This is a genomic window from Actinomadura formosensis, from assembly GCF_050948385.1.
GTDB classification, from domain to species: Bacteria; Actinomycetota; Actinomycetes; order Streptosporangiales; family Streptosporangiaceae; genus Spirillospora; species Spirillospora formosensis.
The window spans coordinates 2,807,042-2,824,435 of the sequence record NZ_CP192011.1 but is presented as its reverse complement, the minus strand read 5'-3'; the positions used below and the strand labels follow the sequence as shown (position 1 = coordinate 2,824,435).

Annotated in this window: 16 protein-coding genes; 1 reads left to right on the top strand and 15 read right to left on the bottom strand. The window is 73.5% G+C overall.

Going from position 1 to position 17,394, the window contains the following annotated elements:
* The first annotated feature begins 41 nt into the window (after positions 1-41).
* The gene (locus tag ACQP1N_RS13355) at positions 42-767 is read left to right on the top strand and encodes a DUF1707 SHOCT-like domain-containing protein (RefSeq protein ID WP_067795831.1); all 726 of its coding nucleotides are present in this window, start codon (positions 42-44) and stop codon (positions 765-767) included.
* A gap of 16 nt (positions 768-783) precedes the next feature.
* Here the strand turns inward: ACQP1N_RS13355 and ACQP1N_RS13350 are convergent, their stop codons facing one another.
* From ACQP1N_RS13350 to ACQP1N_RS13280, 15 genes are all read right to left on the bottom strand, one after another.
* Complete coding sequence (locus ACQP1N_RS13350; RefSeq protein ID WP_433231547.1) at positions 784-2,166, bottom strand: hypothetical protein; 1,383 nt, start codon at positions 2,164-2,166, stop codon at positions 784-786.
* A gap of 150 nt (positions 2,167-2,316) precedes the next feature.
* Positions 2,317-3,246: a DivIVA domain-containing protein gene (locus ACQP1N_RS13345; protein WP_067795774.1), complete on the bottom strand. Its 930-nt coding sequence runs from the start codon at positions 3,244-3,246 to the stop codon at positions 2,317-2,319.
* A 57-nt stretch (positions 3,247-3,303) separates the two neighbouring features.
* A complete protein-coding gene (locus ACQP1N_RS13340; protein WP_067795834.1) occupies positions 3,304-3,600 on the bottom strand; it encodes a YggT family protein in 297 nt (98 codons plus the stop codon).
* 21 nt (positions 3,601-3,621) lie between these two features.
* Positions 3,622-4,158 (bottom strand): cell division protein SepF, encoded by a 537-nt coding sequence (locus ACQP1N_RS13335; RefSeq protein WP_067795777.1) that lies wholly within the window; start codon positions 4,156-4,158, stop codon positions 3,622-3,624.
* Positions 4,159-4,267: 109 nt separating this feature from the next.
* Positions 4,268-4,999, bottom strand: a complete 732-nt coding sequence (locus tag ACQP1N_RS13330) for a YggS family pyridoxal phosphate-dependent enzyme (protein WP_433231544.1) — start codon at positions 4,997-4,999, stop codon at positions 4,268-4,270.
* A complete protein-coding gene (gene pgeF, locus ACQP1N_RS13325) occupies positions 4,996-5,724 on the bottom strand; it encodes a peptidoglycan editing factor PgeF (protein WP_433231542.1) in 729 nt (242 codons plus the stop codon). The genes ACQP1N_RS13330 and pgeF overlap by 4 nt, the downstream gene beginning before the upstream one ends.
* Complete coding sequence (ftsZ, locus tag ACQP1N_RS13320; RefSeq protein WP_067795787.1) at positions 5,721-7,181, bottom strand: cell division protein FtsZ; 1,461 nt, start codon at positions 7,179-7,181, stop codon at positions 5,721-5,723. The genes pgeF and ftsZ overlap by 4 nt, the downstream gene beginning before the upstream one ends.
* 228 nt (positions 7,182-7,409) lie before the next feature.
* The gene (locus ACQP1N_RS13315) at positions 7,410-8,156 is read right to left on the bottom strand and encodes a cell division protein FtsQ/DivIB (protein WP_067795792.1); all 747 of its coding nucleotides are present in this window, start codon (positions 8,154-8,156) and stop codon (positions 7,410-7,412) included.
* Positions 8,157-8,213: 57 nt separating this feature from the next.
* Entirely contained in the window at positions 8,214-9,617 is a 1,404-nt protein-coding gene (gene murC, locus ACQP1N_RS13310; protein WP_433231538.1) for a UDP-N-acetylmuramate--L-alanine ligase, read from the bottom strand.
* Positions 9,614-10,708 carry an undecaprenyldiphospho-muramoylpentapeptide beta-N-acetylglucosaminyltransferase gene (gene murG / locus ACQP1N_RS13305; protein WP_067795799.1) on the bottom strand — a complete coding sequence of 365 codons (1,095 nt, stop codon included), beginning with the start codon at positions 10,706-10,708 and terminating at the stop codon, positions 9,614-9,616. The genes murC and murG overlap by 4 nt, the downstream gene beginning before the upstream one ends.
* A 39-nt stretch (positions 10,709-10,747) precedes the next feature.
* Entirely contained in the window at positions 10,748-12,001 is a 1,254-nt protein-coding gene (gene ftsW, locus ACQP1N_RS13300) for a putative lipid II flippase FtsW (protein ID WP_067795802.1), read from the bottom strand.
* Positions 12,002-12,003: 2 nt separating this feature from the next.
* Positions 12,004-13,434: a UDP-N-acetylmuramoyl-L-alanine--D-glutamate ligase gene (gene murD, locus ACQP1N_RS13295; RefSeq protein ID WP_067795805.1), complete on the bottom strand. Its 1,431-nt coding sequence runs from the start codon at positions 13,432-13,434 to the stop codon at positions 12,004-12,006.
* Complete coding sequence (gene mraY / locus ACQP1N_RS13290) at positions 13,416-14,474, bottom strand: phospho-N-acetylmuramoyl-pentapeptide-transferase (RefSeq protein WP_067795808.1); 1,059 nt, start codon at positions 14,472-14,474, stop codon at positions 13,416-13,418. The genes murD and mraY overlap by 19 nt, the downstream gene beginning before the upstream one ends.
* Positions 14,471-15,853: a UDP-N-acetylmuramoyl-tripeptide--D-alanyl-D-alanine ligase gene (locus tag ACQP1N_RS13285; protein ID WP_433231534.1), complete on the bottom strand. Its 1,383-nt coding sequence runs from the start codon at positions 15,851-15,853 to the stop codon at positions 14,471-14,473. The genes mraY and ACQP1N_RS13285 overlap by 4 nt, the downstream gene beginning before the upstream one ends.
* Complete coding sequence (locus tag ACQP1N_RS13280; RefSeq protein WP_067795813.1) at positions 15,850-17,385, bottom strand: UDP-N-acetylmuramoyl-L-alanyl-D-glutamate--2,6-diaminopimelate ligase; 1,536 nt, start codon at positions 17,383-17,385, stop codon at positions 15,850-15,852. The genes ACQP1N_RS13285 and ACQP1N_RS13280 overlap by 4 nt, the downstream gene beginning before the upstream one ends.
* Between the last annotated feature and the right edge of the window lie 9 nt (positions 17,386-17,394).

The window sequence follows — 17,394 nt, the reverse complement described above, 5'->3', positions numbered from 1 at the left end:
CCGCCGACTCCGGGCTTCCGGCACGACCGTCGCCCGCGAGCATGCGCGCATCCGACGCCGACCGCGACGAGGTGGCCGACCGCCTGCGCGAGGCACTGGCGGAGGGGCGCATCACGGCGGAGGAGCACGCCGAGCGCATCGATGCCGTCTACAGGGCCAAGACGTACGCCGACCTGGAGCCCGTTCTCAGCGACCTGCCGGCCGCGGAGCAGGCCCCGCGGCCGCGGGTGGACCTGCGCAAGGAACCCGCGCTCGCACCGCCTGCGCCGCAGTCGGCCAACCTCGTGGCGATCTTCTCCGGGGTGGAGCGGAAGGGCCGCTGGCTCGTCGAGCCCACCACGAACGTCTCCTGCGTGTTCGGCGGCGCCGAGCTGGACTTCCGGCAGGCGGTCCTCAGCCAGGGCGAGGTGACCGTCAACGTCACGTGCGTCTTCGGCGGCGTGAACATGGTCGTCCCGCCGGGCGTCCGGGTCGTCGGGTCCAATGTCGCGATCTTCGGCGGGAACGATCTGCCGGAGGACGACACCGTGGACCCGGACGCGCCCGTCATCCGGATCACCGGGATGCTGCTGTTCGGCGGCATCTCCGTCAGCCGCCGCGCGGTCGGCGAGAAGGGGCGCGGCGACCGGCACCGCGACGTCCACCGGCTGCACCGCGAGGAGGTCCGCGAGCTGCAGCGGGAGCGGCACGAGGAACGGCGGCGGGTGCGTGACGAGCGCCGGGACCGGCTGCGGGAACTGCGCGACGAGCGGCGCGGCCGCCGCTGAGCGGCGGCCGGCGGGTTCAGTCGCGGGCGTGCTCGCGGTCGGGCTGGCAGACCAGGCAGGGCGTGCAGCCCCGCGACTTGGCCTCCGCGCGCGACAGCGACTCCAGGTCCTCGGCCTCGTCTCCGATGTCCTCGATGAGGGCGCAGTCGACGCGGTGGTAGCGCTTGGTGCCGCTGAGGATGCGGACCTCCGGTCCGTCGTCCGCCGGCTCGTCCGCCGGCTCCTGGTCCGCCGCGGCCGCGGCGGACGGTTCCGGCTCGGGCTCGGCGGCCGGTTCCGGGGCGAGAGCGTCCTCATCGCCGTCCGCGACCCCGGTCTCGGCGGACTCGGCGGACTCGTCATCGGCCGTGTCGGCGGCATGGCGCGGCCCGGGGGCCGCGGCGCTCAGGTCGGCGGTGACATCGGCGGTGGCGTCAGGCGACGCGGATTCGGTCTCGGCGGCCTCGTCGCCGCCGGAGCGGCCCTCCGGGGCCTTCGCCGCCGGTTCGGGCTCCTCGGATGTCTCCGGCGCCGTGGCGGGCTCTCCGGCCGCCGCACCGGACGTGAACAGCCCCGCGACGGGCACGTCGGTCAGCGTCGGGCCGGTCGGACTCGCGGCCGGACGCTCCGGCGCGGCGGGCTCGTCCGCCCGCGGGATCTCGGCCGTCCTGTCGAACGCGCCCGGCCTGCCGGAGGACGCGGGTTCCTCGAACGAACCGGGCCTGGTGAACGACGCCGGCGCGGCGTGAGGTGAGGACGCCGGCCCGGCGAGCCCCGCCAGGCCGCCCCTGGAGCGCTCCGCACCGGGCTCACGGCCCGGGGAGCCGGCCTCTGCCGCCTTACCCGCGTCCGGGGACGCGGGGGCCGACGCCGCGGCGCGCGCCGCCAGTGCGGTGTCGGGCATACAGGCGGTGCAGGGGCTGAACCCCTCCTCCATGGCCTCGGCGTAGGTGAGTTCCTCGGCGTCACGCCCGGCGAGCTGCCGGCACGTGTCGAGGTGGTAGCGCTTGCGCCCGCGGACGACGTACACGATGGCGTCGTCGGGGACGTCGACGGACGGGGCCGGGATCTCCAACGCGTCGTCGGCCGGGTCGGCGGCCGGGATCGCGGCCGCCGGGAGGCTCGTGGCGCCCTTGGCCGGTACCGGCGGCGCGGCCTTCCCGCGCTTGTCCTTCTTGGCCTTCTTGGCGGCCGGACGGGCCGGCGCTGTCGTGGCCCCGGGACCCCAGAGCTCCTTGCGGCGCAGGAACACCCCGATGGCCAGGCACAGCGCGGAGACGATGCTGACGGCGATCGAGATGTAGATCACCACCAGCGCATCCAGGCCGAAGACCTGGGCGCTGTCTCCGTTGCCGGCGACGATTCCCGCTACCAGCAGGGCGATCGCCACCACCACGAGAACGCCACTCAGGATGATCACAGGGTCTCTCCCACTCGTTCGGGCCGCTCGGCTCCGGACCGCGGACGGAACCGGTGGCCGTCCCGCACGACCGTCCGGCACCGCCGGGATGGCGCCATCGCCACGCCCGGCCCGGAGATGGGGACGACCCTATCGCCTGCGGCGGCCGCGTCAGCGCCTGTCGTGCGGCGGGTTGTCACCGCCCGCGTGGAACGCGCCGGTCGCCGAGTGCTGGACCTGCTGGGCGTGCTCGGCGGGCGGCGGGAACGTGCCCGGCGCGGGAGACGGTGCGCCGGGGACGCCGTTGCGGTTCTCGCCGTGCGACAGGGTGCTCTGCGGGCCCGTCTGCGGACCGGTCTGGGGCGGGGCCTGCGGGGACGGGGCCGGGACCGCGCCCGGGACGGCGGCGAACGCGCCGGTCTCGGTGCTGCCCGCCTCCAGGTCGCGCAGTTGCCCCTCCAGGTAGACCTTCAGGCGGCTGCGGTACTCGCGCTCGAAGGCGCGCAGGTTGTCGACCTCGCGCTCCAGTTCCTCGCGCTGCTGCACCAGCGAGCCCATGACCTGGCGGTGCCGCTCCTGGGCGTCGCGGTCGAGGGCCTCGGCGCGGGACCGGGCCTCGCTGACGATCTGGTCGGCCTGCCGGCGGGCCTTGCCGAGGATCTCCTCGGCCTCGCGGCGGGCGCGGCCGAGCGTCTCGTCGGCCTCCCGGCGGGCGTCGGCGATCGCCTGGTCGGCGGTCTGCTGCGCCAGCGCGAGCACGCGGGCCGCGGTGTCCATGTTGTCCTCGCCGGTGGGGGCGGGGGACATGCCGAGGCCGAGGACGGGCTCCGGCTCGGGCTGCGGCTGCGGCTCGGGACGGGGAGGCTCGGGGATCTTCTGGACGTCCGGCTTGGGCTCCACGATGGGGGCGGCCATGGCGGGGACCTTGCCGCGCAGGCACTCGGCCAGCTTGGCGCGCAGCTCTTCGTTCTCCTGGATGAGGCGGTCGAGCTCCGCCTCGACCTCGTCGAGGAAGGCGTCCACCTCCTCCTCGTCATACCCCGGCCTCAGCCTGGTGGTACTGAACTGCTTGTTCCGCACGTCAGCGGGTGTCAGCGGCATGCTCTCGTCTCCTTGGCGCGCTTGGAGTCTGTCCCCGGAGGACCGTATCCGATCGACCTACCCTCCGCCGAATATCGAGCGGACGAAGATGATCAAGACCCAGACCACAAGGATGAGGACGGTGAAGCTGAGGTCCAACGCAACGTTACCCAGCCGGACCGGCGGGATGAAACGCCTGAGCAGTTTCAGCGGCGGATCGGTCACCGTGTACGTCACCTCGGCGATCACGAGAACCACCCCGCTCGGCTTCCACTGCCGGGCGAAGGACTGCACGACCTCCAGCACCAGCCTCCCGATCAGGAAGAGCAGGAAGAGGTACAGGACGCCCTGCACTATGGATCCAACGATGCTCACGGACACTCTCGCATGTAAATCTCAGCTCTGGTTGAAGAACCCACGTTCGGCCATCCGGGCCTTGTCCTCCGCCGTCACCTCCACGTTGGCGGGCGACAGGAGGAACACCTTGTTGGTAACACGCTCGATGCTCCCGTGCAGGCCGAACACGAGACCTGCCGCGAAGTCGACCAGACGCTTGGCGTCGCTGTCCACCATCTCGGTCAGATTCATGATCACCGGCGTGCCCTCCCGAAAGTGCTCTCCGATGGTCCTTGCCTCGTTGTAGGTCCTTGGATGCAGGGTAGTGATACGAGCAAGGTCGGTGGTACCGGTCTCGTAGAGAGCCACGGACCGCCGCTCGATGGTCGACGGAGAGTGATGGTCACGATCCCGGTCCGCGGTCTCCTCCGCTCGGGTAAGCTGACCGCCGGATTCGTCCTCGCGACGGCGGCCCTGCCCGGTGTCGGTCTCGTCGTCGTAGACCTCGTACTCGTCGTAGTCGCCGTACTTGTCGTCGTAGCGGTCGTCCTCCACAAGGCCGAGGTAGACCGCCATCTTGCGCATCGCGCTGGCCATACGCCCCTCCGTGTCCTGTGGCCGCGGCTCCGGGAGCGTCCGGTGCCGTCGTTGGACTGATCCGCCGTGGCGACCTGCGTACGTACGGGCAGGCGCCACTGGGGGGACATTACCTGACGATTGCCCGCCGACCGCCGAGCAACGCCGTACCGACCCGCAGGTGTGTCGCGCCGCACGCGATCGCCTGTTCCAGATCGCCGCTCATACCCGCAGAGACGATCCGGGCGCCCGGATGGTTCCGGCGCACCTCCCCGGCGACCCCGGCGAGCCGGGTGAAGGCGGGCAGCGGGTCGGCCCCGAGCGGCGCGACGGCCATCACGCCGCCGAGTTCGAGTCCGGCGGCCCCGGCGATCTCGTCGGCCAGCCCCGGCACCGCGTCCGGGGCCGCTCCGCCCCGGCCTTGCGCGGCCTCCTCCTCGTCCAGCGAGACCTGGACGAGGCAGCGCAGCGTGCGGTCGGCGCGGACGGCGGCCTCCGACAGGGCGGACACCAGCCGGGACCGGTCGACCGAGTGCACGACGTCGGCGTAGCCGGCGACCGCGCGAGCCTTGTTGCTCTGCAGCCGGCCGACAAAGTGCCAGGTCAGCGGGAGGTCGGCGCATTCGGCGGCCTTCGGGCGGGCCTCCTGGTCGCGGTTCTCGCCGACATCGGTGAGGCCGAGCCCGGCGAGCAGCCGCACATCGGAGGCGGGGAACGTCTTGGTCACCGCGATGAGCGTGATCTCGGCCTCGTCGCGGCCGGCGGCGGCGCAGGCGGCGGCGATGCGGGCGCGGACCGCGGCGAGGCCCTCGGCCAGCTCCGCCCGGCGCTGCTCGGGGGTGAGGTGTTCCTGGTGGGTCACGCGTCGTCCTTGAGCCAGACATATCCGGCGAAGCGCCCGGTTCGCCCCTCGCGGCGGTAGGAGAAGAGCCCCGGGTCCTCGATCGTGCAGCGGGCGTCGATGCGCGTTCCGGCCACCCCGGCGGACGCGAGCTGCTCGGCGATGCCGGCGCGGATGTCCAGGCCGGGTGTGCCCTCGGACGTGGTGGAGTACGCGGCGGGCACGACGGCGGCGACCTCGTCCCGCATCTCGGCGGGAACCTCGTAGCAGCGGCCGCACGCGGCCGGCCCGATCGCGGCGGTCATCCGGGCGGGGTCGGCACCCCGCTCGCACATCGCCTTCACCAGGGCCGGGACGACCCCGGCGGCCGTCCCCGGACGGCCGGAGTGCGCGGCGCCGACGACCCCGGCGGCGGGGTCGGCCAGCAGGACGGGCGCGCAGTCGGCGACGAGGACGGCGAGGGCGAGGCCCGGGACGGTCGTGACGACGGCGTCGACGGGGCCGGAGGTCTCGGGGGAGGTGACGAACGCGACGTCCGCGCCGTGGACCTGCCGCATGAAGACGGTGCGGCCCGCGTCGACGCCGAGCGCCGACGCGGCGCGCCGCCGGTTGCCGAGCACGGCGGCGGAGTCGTCGCCGACAGCGCCGCCGAGGTTCAGGGAGTCGTAGGGGGGCCCGCTCACGCCGCCGGCGCGGCCGGTGAAGGCGGCGCCGACGCCGTCGCCCAGGGCGACGGTGGTGATCACTTCAGGAAGTCGGGGACGTCGAGGTCGTCATCCTCGTCGAACACCACGGGACGGCGGCGCTGCCCGGAGGAGGCGGAGCCGCCGTCGCTTTCGCCCGCGTGCACGCGGGAAGAGGAGGTCTGCTCGGAGGGCTGGCGCGGCGCGGGGGCGCGCGACCCGGCGGCCTCGCCGGCGTCCCGGTCGCCCGAGGGCCCCGGGGAGGTGCTCCCCGGCCGGGCGGGCTCGTCGCGTCCCGCCGTCCGGTCGTCGTGGCCCTGCGCGGACGGCTGCGGGCGATCGCTCTCGGCCCGCTGCGGCAGGACCGGGGCCGGCGGCGCGGCGGCGGCCTGCGCCACCGACGACTGCGAGCCCTGCTGGGCCTGGTGCGTGCCCGCCGGCTCGGACCGCCCGATCCGGCTGGGGATCGGGTTGGCCGGGGCGGCGGGCGGCGCGGACACCGGCGGCGGCGGCACCGGGCGGGGCGGCGGCGGAAGTCTCTTGGCCTCCGGCTCAGGGGCCGGCTTGCTAGGGCTGCCCTCATCGAACCCCGCGGCGATCACGGTGACCCGCACCTCGTCGCCGAGCGCATCGTCGATGACCGCGCCGAAGATGATGTTGGCGTCCGAGGCCGCCGCGTTGGACACCAGCTGCGCGGCCTCGTTGATCTCGAACAGCCCGAGGTCGGAGCCGCCGGAGATGGACAGCAGCACGCCGTGCGCGCCGTCGATGCTGGCCTCCAGCAGCGGGCTGGAGATCGCCATCTCGGCGGCGGCGACGCTGCGGTCGTCGCCGCGCGCGGAGCCGATGCCCATCAGCGCCGAGCCGGCGCCGGACATGACGGACTTGACGTCGGCGAAGTCCAGGTTGATCAGGCCGGGGGTGGTGATCAGGTCGGTGATGCCCTGAACACCGGAGAGGAGCACCTGGTCGGCGGCCTTGAAGGCGTCGAGCACGCTGACCTGCCGGTCGGAGATCGACAGCAGCCGGTCGTTGGGGATGACGATGAGGGTGTCGACCTCGTCGCGCAGCGTCTCTATGCCGGCCTCGGCCTGCATGGCGCGGCGCTTGCCCTCGAAGCTGAAGGGGCGGGTGACGACGCCGATCGTCAGGGCGCCGAGCGAGCGGGCGATGTTGGCGACCACGGGTGCGCCGCCGGTGCCGGTGCCGCCGCCCTCCCCGGCGGTGACGAACACCATGTCGGCGCCCTTGAGGACCTCCTCGATCTCCTCGCGGTGGTCCTCGGCGGCCTTGCGCCCGACATCGGGGTTGGCGCCGGCGCCGAGGCCGCGGGTGAGCTCACGGCCCACGTCCAGTTTCACATCGGCGTCACTCATCAGCAGCGCCTGGGCGTCCGTGTTGATCGCGATGAACTCGACGCCCTTGAGGCCCTCTTCGATCATCCGGTTGACGGCGTTGACGCCGCCGCCGCCGATACCGACGACCTTGATGACCGCGAGGTAATTCTGCGGTGCTGCCACGACGAGGGGCCTTTCCGCTCTCTCCGACCGCCCTGACCGGTCTGCCGACCGTGCCGCCGCGGTGTTTCCGACCTGTGCGCTGGGGTGGGGTAAACCCTCACCCTCAACTTGAGGCTTACAGTTATGTCAACCTGAGGACTGATACGGACAGTAGGGCGGCCTTACGGCCAGGGTCAACTAACCTCCCCCTAACTCCCCCGGCGTGTCGCACCGGACCCGAATATCCCCTCATTTCGTCTTGAGGACCTCGGGTGAACTGATGTCCACGGTGCGTAGGGCACGGCCGGCCACCGTACGCCGAACGGCGTCCAGCAGCCGGATCTTCTCTCCTGCCCGCTCGGCGGCCCCCCACACCACCGTCTGCCCGTCCTTCATGTACAAGGTGACCGCCTCGGGGCCGGTGGCCTCGACCTCGGCCAGCCCCCCGCTCAGCCGTTCCGGCAGCTCGGACAGCACGGTGAGCGCCGCGCGAGTCGCCGTGTCGGACGGCCCCGGCGAGGCGACCGTCAGCACGGGCAGCCCGGGCGGGCGGGACCCTCGGTCGGCCACCGTGACCCCGTACCGGTCAAGGAGGTGGTAGCGCCCGCCGCGTGCGAACACCGCCACCGGGACCCGCTCCCGGACAACGATACGGACCGTCCCCGGCCAGTGCCGCTCGATCTCCGCCGACTCCACCTCGCGGAGCCGCTCGACGCGTTCCCGGATCGCGCCGGTGCGCAGCCGCGCCATCGGGGTGCCGACGGGGATCTCGGCGGCCGCGGCGATCCGGTCGCGGGGCGCCAGATCGGCGCCGGTCACCTCGACGTGCCGCACCACCAGCAGCCGGGAGCCGAGCAGCACCCACGCCACCAGCCCGAGCACGCCGGCGACCAGCAGCGTGACGAAGATCGCCTTCCACCGGTTCGGCCGGCCGCGCCCATCGCCCGCGGGCTCCTCCCGCCGGGCCGCGCGCCGGTCCGTCTGCGCCTCGGTCATCACCCAAGCCTGACAGTCTTCCCCTCCTGCGCCGCCCACCGGGCGGGCGGCGGCGTGTCACCCCGCGAGCCGATCGAGAACCGGCGGGCCGAGCTGCGTCACATCCCCGGCACCCAGCGTGATGACGACATCACCGGGCCGGGCGAGCGACGCCGCGATGCCGGGCACCTCATCCCGGACGGGCGCGTACACGGTCTCGGTGCCGGCCGGGACCGCGTCCGCGACGAGCGCCCCCGTCACGCCGGGCTCGGGATCCTCGCGGGCGCCGTAGACGTCCAGCACGACCGCGACGTCGGCGAGCCCGAGCGCCGCGCCGAACTCGGCGGCGAAGAACCGGGTGCGGCTGTACAGGTGCGGCTGGAAGACCGCGATGATCCGGCCGCCGCCCTTCTCCCCCAGGTAGTCGCGGGTGGCCTCCAGGTCGGCGGTCAGCTCCGTCGGGTGGTGGGCGTAGCTGTCGAACACCTCGACGCCGCCCGCCTCGCCCTTGCGCTCCAGCCGCCGCATCGCGCCGCCGAACGCGGCGAGGCCCGCCCGCACGGCCGCGTCGTCCACCCCGAGCGACCGCGCGACCGCGATGACGGCGGCGGCGTTGAGCGCGTTGTGCCGTCCGGGGACGGCGAGCAGGACCTCGCCGGCGCCCTCGATCTCGAACCGGGAGCCGAGACCGCGCGGAGTGAATCCCGTCACCCGCAGGTCGGCGTGCTCGGCCTCCCCGTAGGTGCGGACGGTCAGCCCCCGCGCCCGCGCGTGCTCCGCGAGCTCCATCGCCACCGGGTCGTCGGCGCCGGCGACGAGCGTCCCGCCCGGTTCGACGCGCTCGACGAAGCGCGCGAAGTTCTCCTTCACCCGCTCGAAGCCGCCGTAGTTGTCGAGGTGGTCGGCCTCGACGTTCGTGATGACCGCGATGTGCGGGGTGTACATGAGGAACGAGCCGTCGCTCTCGTCGGCCTCCGCGACGAAGACGTCGCCGCTTCCCTCGTCCGCCCCGAGCCCCGTGGTGACGAGCTGCCCGCCGATGCAGTAGGACGGGTCGGCGCCCGCGTGCTGGAGTGCGACCGTCAGCATCGACGTCGTGGTGGTCTTGCCGTGCGTGCCCGCGACCGCCACCGCGCGCCGCCCGATCATCAGGGAGGCGAGCGCCGCGGACCGGTGCAGGACGCGCAGGCCCCGCTCACGGGCGGCGACCAGCTCGGGATTGCCCTCCCGGATCGCCGTGGAGACCACCACCGTGTCGGCATCGCCCACATGGGCGGCGTCGTGCCCGACGAACACCTTCGCGCCGAGGCCGCCGAGCTGGGCGAGCAGCTCGGAGTCGCGGGCGTCGCTGCCGGACACGGCCATGCCGCGCCGCAGCATGATGCGGGCGATGCCGGACATCCCGGCGCCCCCGATCGCGATGAAGTGGACCCTGCCGAGTTCGCCGGCGGGGACCACCTCACCGGGGTCGATCAGGCTCATCGCGCGGCGCCCGCCGAGCGGACCACGTCGTACACCATGCGGGCGAGCGCGACGTCGGCGTCCCGGCGCCCCATCCGGCCGGCCGCCTCGGACATGTGCGCGACCCGGCCCGGGTCGGCCAGCACCGGCAGCAGATGCCGGGCGATCCAGTCGGGCGACAGCTCGGCGTTGTCGACCAGCATGCCGCCGCCCGCCGCCACGATCGGCTCGGCGTTCAGCCGCTGCTCGCCGTTGCCGATCGGGAGCGGGACGTACACCGCGGGCAGCGCCACGGCGGCCAGCTCCGCGCACGTCATCGCGCCCGCGCGGCACATGGCCATGTCGGCGGCGGCGTAGGCGAGGTCCATCCGGTCGCAGTACGGGATCGTGACGTACTGCGGGCCGCCGGACGAGGGCTCGGGCTCCTCGGTGTTCTTCGGCCCGACGATGTGCAGCACCTGGATGCCGGCCTGCCGGAAGTACGGCGCGGCGGCCACCGCGGCCTGGTTCAGCGAGCGGGCGCCCTGCGAGCCGCCGAAGATCAGCAGCGTGGGCAGGTCGGGCAGCAGCCCGAAGTAGGAGCGGGCCTTGTCGCCCATCGCGAGCCGGTCGAGCGTCGCGATCTCGCGGCGCAGCGGGATGCCGACGAACGTGGCGTTCGGCAGCGGCGAGTCGGCGTGCGACACCGCCACGTGCTCGGTGAACCGGGCGCCGAGCTTGTTGGCGAGACCCGGCTTCGGGTTGGCCTCGTGCACGATGATCGGCACCTTGCGTTTACGGGCCGCGAGGTAGCCGGGGGTGGCGACGTAGCCGCCGAAGCCGACCAGGATGTCGGCCCGGGCCTGGTCGAGGACGGCCGCCGCCGCGTTGATCGCGCCGCGCAGCCGGCCGGGCACCGACAGCAGCTGCGGGGTCAGCGTGCGCGGCAGCGGCACCGGCGGGATCAGCGCGAGTTCGTACCCTCGCTGCGGGACGAGACGGGTCTCCAGCCCTCGCTCCGTCCCGAGGCAGACGATCCCGGTGTTCGGGTCGTTGCGGCGCAGCGCGTCGGCGAGGGCCAGGGCGGGCTCGATGTGTCCGGCGGTGCCCCCGCCGGCCAGGACAACCCTCATGCTCGTTGACAACTCCTCAGCGTGTTCGAAAGGGGGATTTCACCGCCGTGCCAGACCCAGCCAGCTTAGAGCCCTCACGACCGGTCCGGGGCCACGTGCGGAGAGTGCCTGCCGCGCGCCGGGCTCACGTTTGGCGAAGGCGAGCAGCATCCCGAGCGCGAAAAGGGTCGGAACGAGCGCCGAACCGCCGTACGACACCAGCGGAAGGGGGATCCCGGTGATGGGCAGGACGGCGATGACGGCGCCGATGTTCACGATGGCCTGCACGATGATCCAGGCGGTGGCGCCCGCGGCGGCGAGCCGGGTGAACGGGTCCTTCACCCGGCGGGCGATCCGCAGGCCGGCGTAGGAGAGCATCCCGAACAGGCCGAGGACGACGAGGGTGCCGGCGAGCCCGAACTCCTCCCCCACGATCGCGAAGATGAAGTCGGTCTCGGCGTGCGGCAGGTAGTCCCACTTGGCCCATCCCTCGCCGAGGCCCGTCCCGAAGAGACCACCGGACGCGACCGCGAACAGCCCCTGGGTGCCCTGGTAGTTGGTGGTGAGCTGGTTCCCGGACGGGTCGAGGAACCCGGTGAGGCGCTGCATCCGGTACGGCTCGACCAGGATGAGGATCGACACCAGCAGGCCGACGAGCCCCGCGATGCCGACGAACAGCCGCCCGGGCGCGCCGACCACCCACAGCAGCGCGAGGAAGACGGTGAGCAGGACCAGCGTGGTGCCGAGGTCGCTGCCCAGCATGACCAGCAGGACGAGGATCCCGGCGCCGGGCATCAGCGGGACGAGCAGCGGCCGCCACTCGGTGAGCTGGCCGAGCCTGTCCTTGCGGGCCAGCAGGTCGGCGCCCCACAGCACGAGCGCGAGCTTGGCGAGCTCGGACGGCTGGATCTGCACCGGCCCGAGATCGACCCAGCGGGTGGCGCCGCCCGCGCTGCGCCCGAGCCCGGGGACCAGCACCATCGCCAGCGCGACGACCGACAGCAGCAGCAGCGGGTAGGCGAGCGCGCGGAACGTCTTCACCGGCAGCCGGGACGCCAGCCACATGCAGGGCAGCCCGATCGCCATCCACACGGCCTGCTTCTGGAACAGCGTGTACGCCGAGCCCGTCGCCTGGAGCTGCTTGACGCTGGACGCCGACAGCACCATCGTCAGGCCGAGCGCGAGCAGCATCACCGAGCAGCCCAGCACCAGGTAATAGGAGGTCAGAGGCCGGTCGAGCAGCCCGACGGCGGCGACCACCTGCTCGCGCGGTCCCGGGCGTCCGCCGCCCTCCTCCTCCGCCGCGGCGGTCACGGCTACCGGTCGTCCCCGGAGCCGGACGCCCCCGCGAGGCGTTCGACCGCCGCGATGAAGGCGTCACCGCGGGCCGGGTAGCCGGCGAACATGTCGAAGGACGCCCCGACGGGCGCGAGGAGCACGGTGTCTCCCGGACGGGCGAGGCCGGAGGCTTCGTTGACGCAGCGTTCCATCGCCCCAGTGTCGGTGTCGGAGACGTCCACGACCGGGACATTCGAGGCGTGTCGCGCGAGTGCCTCCGCGATCCGGTGCCGGTCGCGTCCCATCAGCACGACGCCGCGCAGCCGTCCGGCGCACGAGCGCACCAGGTCGTCGACGTCCAGGCCCTTGAGAAGGCCGCCGGCGATCCACACGACGGACTCGTAGGCGGCCAGGGACGCGGCGGCGGCGTGCGGCTGGGTCGCCTTGGAGTCGTTGACGTAGGCGACGCCCGCGATGTCCGCGACGTGCTGGATGCGGTGCGGGTCGGGGACGAACGAGCGCAGGCCCTCCCGGACGGCCTCGGGCGGCACCCCGAACGCGCGGGCCAGCGCGGCGGCGGCCAGCGCGTTCGCGACGTTGTGCGGCGCGTACGGGCGGACGTCGCGGAGCTCGGCCAGTTCGGCGGCGTGCCGCGCCGGGTCGCCGGTGAACGCCCGGTCGACCAGGAGGTCCTCGACGACGCCGAGCTCGCCCGGCCGCGGCACCCGCAGGGTGAACCCGACGCGCCGGTCCACGCCTTCGGCGCGTTCGGCGAGCGCCGTGGACGTGTCGTCGTCGGCGTTGTAGACCGCGACGGTGCCCGGCGCGTAGATCTTGCCCTTGGCGCCGACGTAGGCGTCCATGGAGCCGTGCCAGTCGAGATGGTCGGGGGCGACGTTCAGCACGACCGCCGCCCGCGGGGCGAGCGAGCTGGACCAGTGCAGCTGGTAGCTCGACAGTTCCACCGCCAGCACGTCGTACGGCTCGGTGACGGCCTCGACGATCGGCGTCCCGACGTTCCCGACCGCGAGGGCCTTGTGGCCGGCGGCGGTGAGCATGCACGCCAGCATCCGGACGACGGTCGTCTTGCCGTCCGTCCCGGTGATGGCCAGCCACGGCGCCGCGTCCGGCCCGCGGAGCCGCCAGGCGAGCTCGACCTCGCCGATGATCTCGATGCCCGCGGCGGCCGCCGCGGCGAGCAGCGGCACGTCCGGCCGCCAGCCGGGCGACGTCACGACGAGGCCGGTGGCCTCCGGGAGGCTCTCGCCGTCCCCGAGCCGGACCGTGACCCCGCGGGCCTCCAGCTCGGCGGCGTGCTCGCGCTGCTCCGCTCCGTCGCGGGCGTCCACCACGGTGACGCGGGCGCCGCGGGCGGCCAGCACGCGGGCGGCGGCGCGGCCGGACACGCCGAGCCCCGCCACGCACACCGCCAGGCCGTCCCAGGGTTCGCTCACTTCTTCGGCATCCATTCCAGGTAGAACAGGCCGATGCCGATCGCGGTGAACAGCGCGGACATCAGCCAGAAGCGCACGACGATCGTGGTCTCGGCCCAGCCGGACAGCTCGAAGTGGTGCTGCAGCGGGGCCATCTTGAACACGCGTTTGCCGGTCAGCTTGAACCCGCCGACCTGGATCATCACCGACAGGGTGATCATCACGATCAGCCCGCACAGGATGGCGAGCAGGAACTGGGTGCGGGTGAGGATCGCCAGGCCGACCAGCACGCCGCCGAGGGCCAGCGAGCCGGTGTCGCCCATGAAGATCTTCGCGGGCGGGGCGTTCCACCACAGGAAGCCGAACACGCCGCCGAGCACGGCCGCGGCGACCACCGCGAGGTCGAGGGGGTCGCGGACGCTGTAGCAGTTGGGGACGAGGGCGGCGGCGCAGCTGTTGCGCAGCTGCCAGTTCCCGATGATCACGTAGGCGGCCAGCACCATGCCGGCCGGGCCCGCGGCGAGACCGTCCAGCCCGTCGGTGAGGTTGACGCCGTTGGACATGGCCGCGATGAGCAGCAGCGCCCACACCACGAACAGGTACGGGCCGATCGAGGGGCCGAAGTCGCGCAGGAAGGACAGGTGGGGGTCGGCGGGGGTGACGTCGTAGCCGTTCGGGAAGTTCAGCGACGCGACCGCGAACACGACGCCGACCAGGATGATCCCGATCATCTTCGCGCCGCTGCGCAGGCCGAGGCTGCGCTGCTTGAACACCTTGATGTAGTCGTCGACGAACCCGACGAGGCCGAGGCCGGTCATCAGGAACAGCACCAGCAGGCCGGAGATCGTCGGCTCGTCCCCGGTGACCAGGTGCGCCACGCCGTAGCCGACGAGCGAGCCGACGATGAAGACCGTCCCGCCCATCGTGGGGGTGCCGCGCTTGTTGAGGTGCGCCTCCGGGCCCTCGTCGCGGATCATCTGGCCGTAGCCGAGCCGGTTGACGATCCGGATCCACACCGGCGTGCCGACCATCACGAAGATCAGCGCGACACCCGCGGCGATGATGATGTTGGTCATCGGGCATCCTCCGCGAGCAGCGCCTCGGCCACCCGTTCCAGGCCGGCGACGCGGGAGCCCTTCACCAGCACGACGTCCCGCGGCGCGAGCCGCTCGCTGAGCGCGGCCACCGCCGCGCCGACGTCATCCACCTGCACGCACTCTCCCGTCCATGACGCGACCTGCCCGGCCCCTTCGGCCATCGCGGCGGCGTTCGCGCCGACGACGATGAGCCCGGCGATCCCGCTGCGCGCGACATGCTGCCCGATCTTGGCATGTTCCGCCACAGAAACGGCGCCGAGTTCCCCCATCTCGCCCAGCACCGCGTACGCGCGGCGGCCCCGCGCCATGTGCACCAGCGCGTCGAGCGCGGCGCGGGTCGAGTCGGGGTTGGCGTTGTAGGCGTCGTTCACCACGGTCACCCCGTCGGCCCGCTCGGTGACCTCCATCCGCCACCGGCTGACCGGCACGGCCGCCGACAGCGCCTCGGCGATCACCTCCGGCCCGAGCCCGGCGGCCCGCGCCGCGGCGGCCGCGGCGAGCGCGTTCTGGACGGCGTGCGAGCCGTGCAGGCGCAGCGCGACCGGCGCCGCCCCCTCCGGCGTGACGAGGGTGAACCGGGCCCGGCCCCGCTCGTCGAGCGTCTCGTCCTCGGCCCGCACGAGCGCGTCCGGCGAGCGGCCGAACGTGACGACCTCGCCGCGGGTGCGGGACGCCATCGCGGCGACCAGCGGGTCGTCGGCGTTGAGGACGGCCGTCCCGCCCGGCGGCACCGCCTCGACGAGCTCGCCCTTGGCGCGGGCGATGTTCTCCCTGCCGCCGAACTCCCCGACGTGCGCGGTGCCGACGTTCAGCACCACCCCGACGTCCGGGCGCGCGATCCCGGTCAGGTAGGCGATGTGGCCGATGCCGCGGGCGCCCATCTCCAGGACGAGATGGCGCGTCCGCGCGTCGGCGCGCAGCACGGTGAGCGGCAGCCCGATCTCGTTGTTGAACGAGCCCGGCGGGTACACCACCGGGCCGGCGCGGCTCACCACCTGGGCGATGAGGTCCTTGGTGGAGGTCTTGCCGGCCGAGCCGGTGACCGCGACGACGGTCACGTCCGGCAGCCGCTCCAGCAGACCCCGGGCCAGCCGCCCGAGCGCCTCCCGGACGTCGGCGACGACCACGCACGGCCCCTCCACGGGGCGTTGCGCGAGCACCGCGGCGGCCCCGGCGGCCAGCACCCCGGCCGCGAAGTCGTGCCCGTCCGCGCGCTTGCCCTGCAGCGCCGCGAACAGCGCCCCGGGCTCCACCGCGCGGGAATCGATGACCACGGGGCCGCTCACCACGACGTCCGGAGGCCCGTGAAGGGTACCCCCCGTGATCTCCGCGATCGTCGACAGCGGAAGTGGGATCACGCCTGCGTCCCGTCCCCTCTAATCCCTTGTGTCCGGCGCCGGAGGGCCGCGCGGACGACCTCGCGGTCGTCGAACGGATGCACCTCGCCCGCCACGTTCTGACCCTGCTCGTGGCCCTTGCCCGCAACGACGATGACGTCGCCGCGGCGGGCCCGGCCGATGGCCAGCCCGATCGCGGCGGCGCGGTCGGGTTCCACGACGATGTGCGCGCGCTCGCGCTGCGGCACCTTGAGCCCGCCCTCGACCATAGCGGCGAGAATGGCGAGCGGATCTTCCGATCTCGGGTTGTCGTTGGTGAAATACGCCATGTCGGCCAGCCGCGCGGCGGCCTCGCCCATGAGCGGCCGCTTGCCGCGGTCGCGGTCGCCGCCGCAGCCGAGCACCACCGCGAGGTCGCCCTCGGTGACGGGACGCAGCGCGTTCAGCACGGCCTCGACCGCGCCGGGCTTGTGGGAGTAGTCGACGAGGGTGACGAAGTCCTGGCCCTCGTCGACGCGCTCCAGCCGGCCGGGGACGCCGGGCAGCGAGCCGACCCCGCGGACGGCGGCCTGCAGCGGGATGCCCGCCTCGACCAGCGCGACGATCGCGGCGAGCGCGTTGGCGACGTTGAACGGGCCGGCGAGCCGGACCTGCGCGTCCGCCTCGATCCCGCCGGGCCCGACGACGCGGAACACGCTGCCGTCGGCGCCGGCGCGCACGTCCTCGGCCCGCCAGTCGGCCGCCGGGTCCCCGGACGCCGAGAACGTCGTGGCCGGCACCCGGCTGATCTCCAGCAGTTCGCGGCCGTGGTGGTCGTCCAGGTTGATGACCCCGACGCGGGAGTACTCCGGCGTGAACAGCCGCGCCTTCGCCAGGAAGTAGTCCTGCATGGTCGGGTGGTAGTCCAGGTGGTCCTGGGACAGGTTGGTGAACACCGCGACCTCGTAGCGGGCGCCGCCGACGCGGCCCTGCACGAGGGCGTGGCTGGACACCTCCATCGCGGCGGCGCCGACGTCGTGCTCGCGCATCATCGCCAGCAGCGCGTGCAGGTCGGTCGCCTCCGGGGTGGTGAGCGCGCTCGGCACCCGCTCGCCGCCCACCCGGATCTCGACGCCGCCGACCAGGCCCGTCTCGATCCCGGCGGCGCGCAGCCCCGCGTCGATGAGGAACACCGTGGTGGTCTTGCCGCTGGTGCCGGTGACGCCGATGAGCGTGATGTCGCTGCCCGGCTCGCCGTACACCCACGACGCGGCGTCGCCGAGCCGGGCGCGGACGTCGGCCACCACCAGGACCGGCAGACCCGTCGCCGCCGCCCGGTCGTACCCGTCCGGGTCGGTCATGATCGCGTTCGCGCCCGCCTCCGCGGCCTGGACGCTGAACTGGGCGCCGTGGGCGCGCGCGCCGGGCAGCGCCACGTAGATGTCGCCGGGCAGCACCGCCCGCGAGTCGTGGGTGATCCCCGTGGCGGACACGTCGTCCCAGCCGCCCCCTTCGATCCCGAGAAGCTCCGCGAGCCCGCTCAGCGGGCGGGCCGGATTGGTGGTGGGACGCATGGCGGTTCT

Excerpts from the sequence above, each read along its gene's own strand:
- ACQP1N_RS13335 (WP_067795777.1), bottom strand. The coding sequence starts at position 4,158 with ATGGCCAGCGCGATGCGCAAGATGGCGGTCTACCTCGGCCTTGTGGAG.
- ACQP1N_RS13315 (WP_067795792.1), bottom strand. The coding sequence starts at position 8,156 with ATGACCGAGGCGCAGACGGACCGGCGCGCGGCCCGGCGGGAGGAGCCC.
- ACQP1N_RS13355 (WP_067795831.1), top strand. The coding sequence starts at position 42 with ATGCGCGCATCCGACGCCGACCGCGACGAGGTGGCCGACCGCCTGCGC.
- murC (WP_433231538.1), bottom strand. The coding sequence starts at position 9,617 with ATGAGCCTGATCGACCCCGGTGAGGTGGTCCCCGCCGGCGAACTCGGC.
- murD (WP_067795805.1), bottom strand. The coding sequence starts at position 13,434 with ATGGATGCCGAAGAAGTGAGCGAACCCTGGGACGGCCTGGCGGTGTGC.
- ACQP1N_RS13280 (WP_067795813.1), bottom strand. The coding sequence starts at position 17,385 with ATGCGTCCCACCACCAATCCGGCCCGCCCGCTGAGCGGGCTCGCGGAG.
- murG (WP_067795799.1), bottom strand. The coding sequence starts at position 10,708 with ATGAGGGTTGTCCTGGCCGGCGGGGGCACCGCCGGACACATCGAGCCC.
- mraY (WP_067795808.1), bottom strand. The coding sequence starts at position 14,474 with ATGACCAACATCATCATCGCCGCGGGTGTCGCGCTGATCTTCGTGATG.
- ACQP1N_RS13345 (WP_067795774.1), bottom strand. The coding sequence starts at position 3,246 with ATGCCGCTGACACCCGCTGACGTGCGGAACAAGCAGTTCAGTACCACC.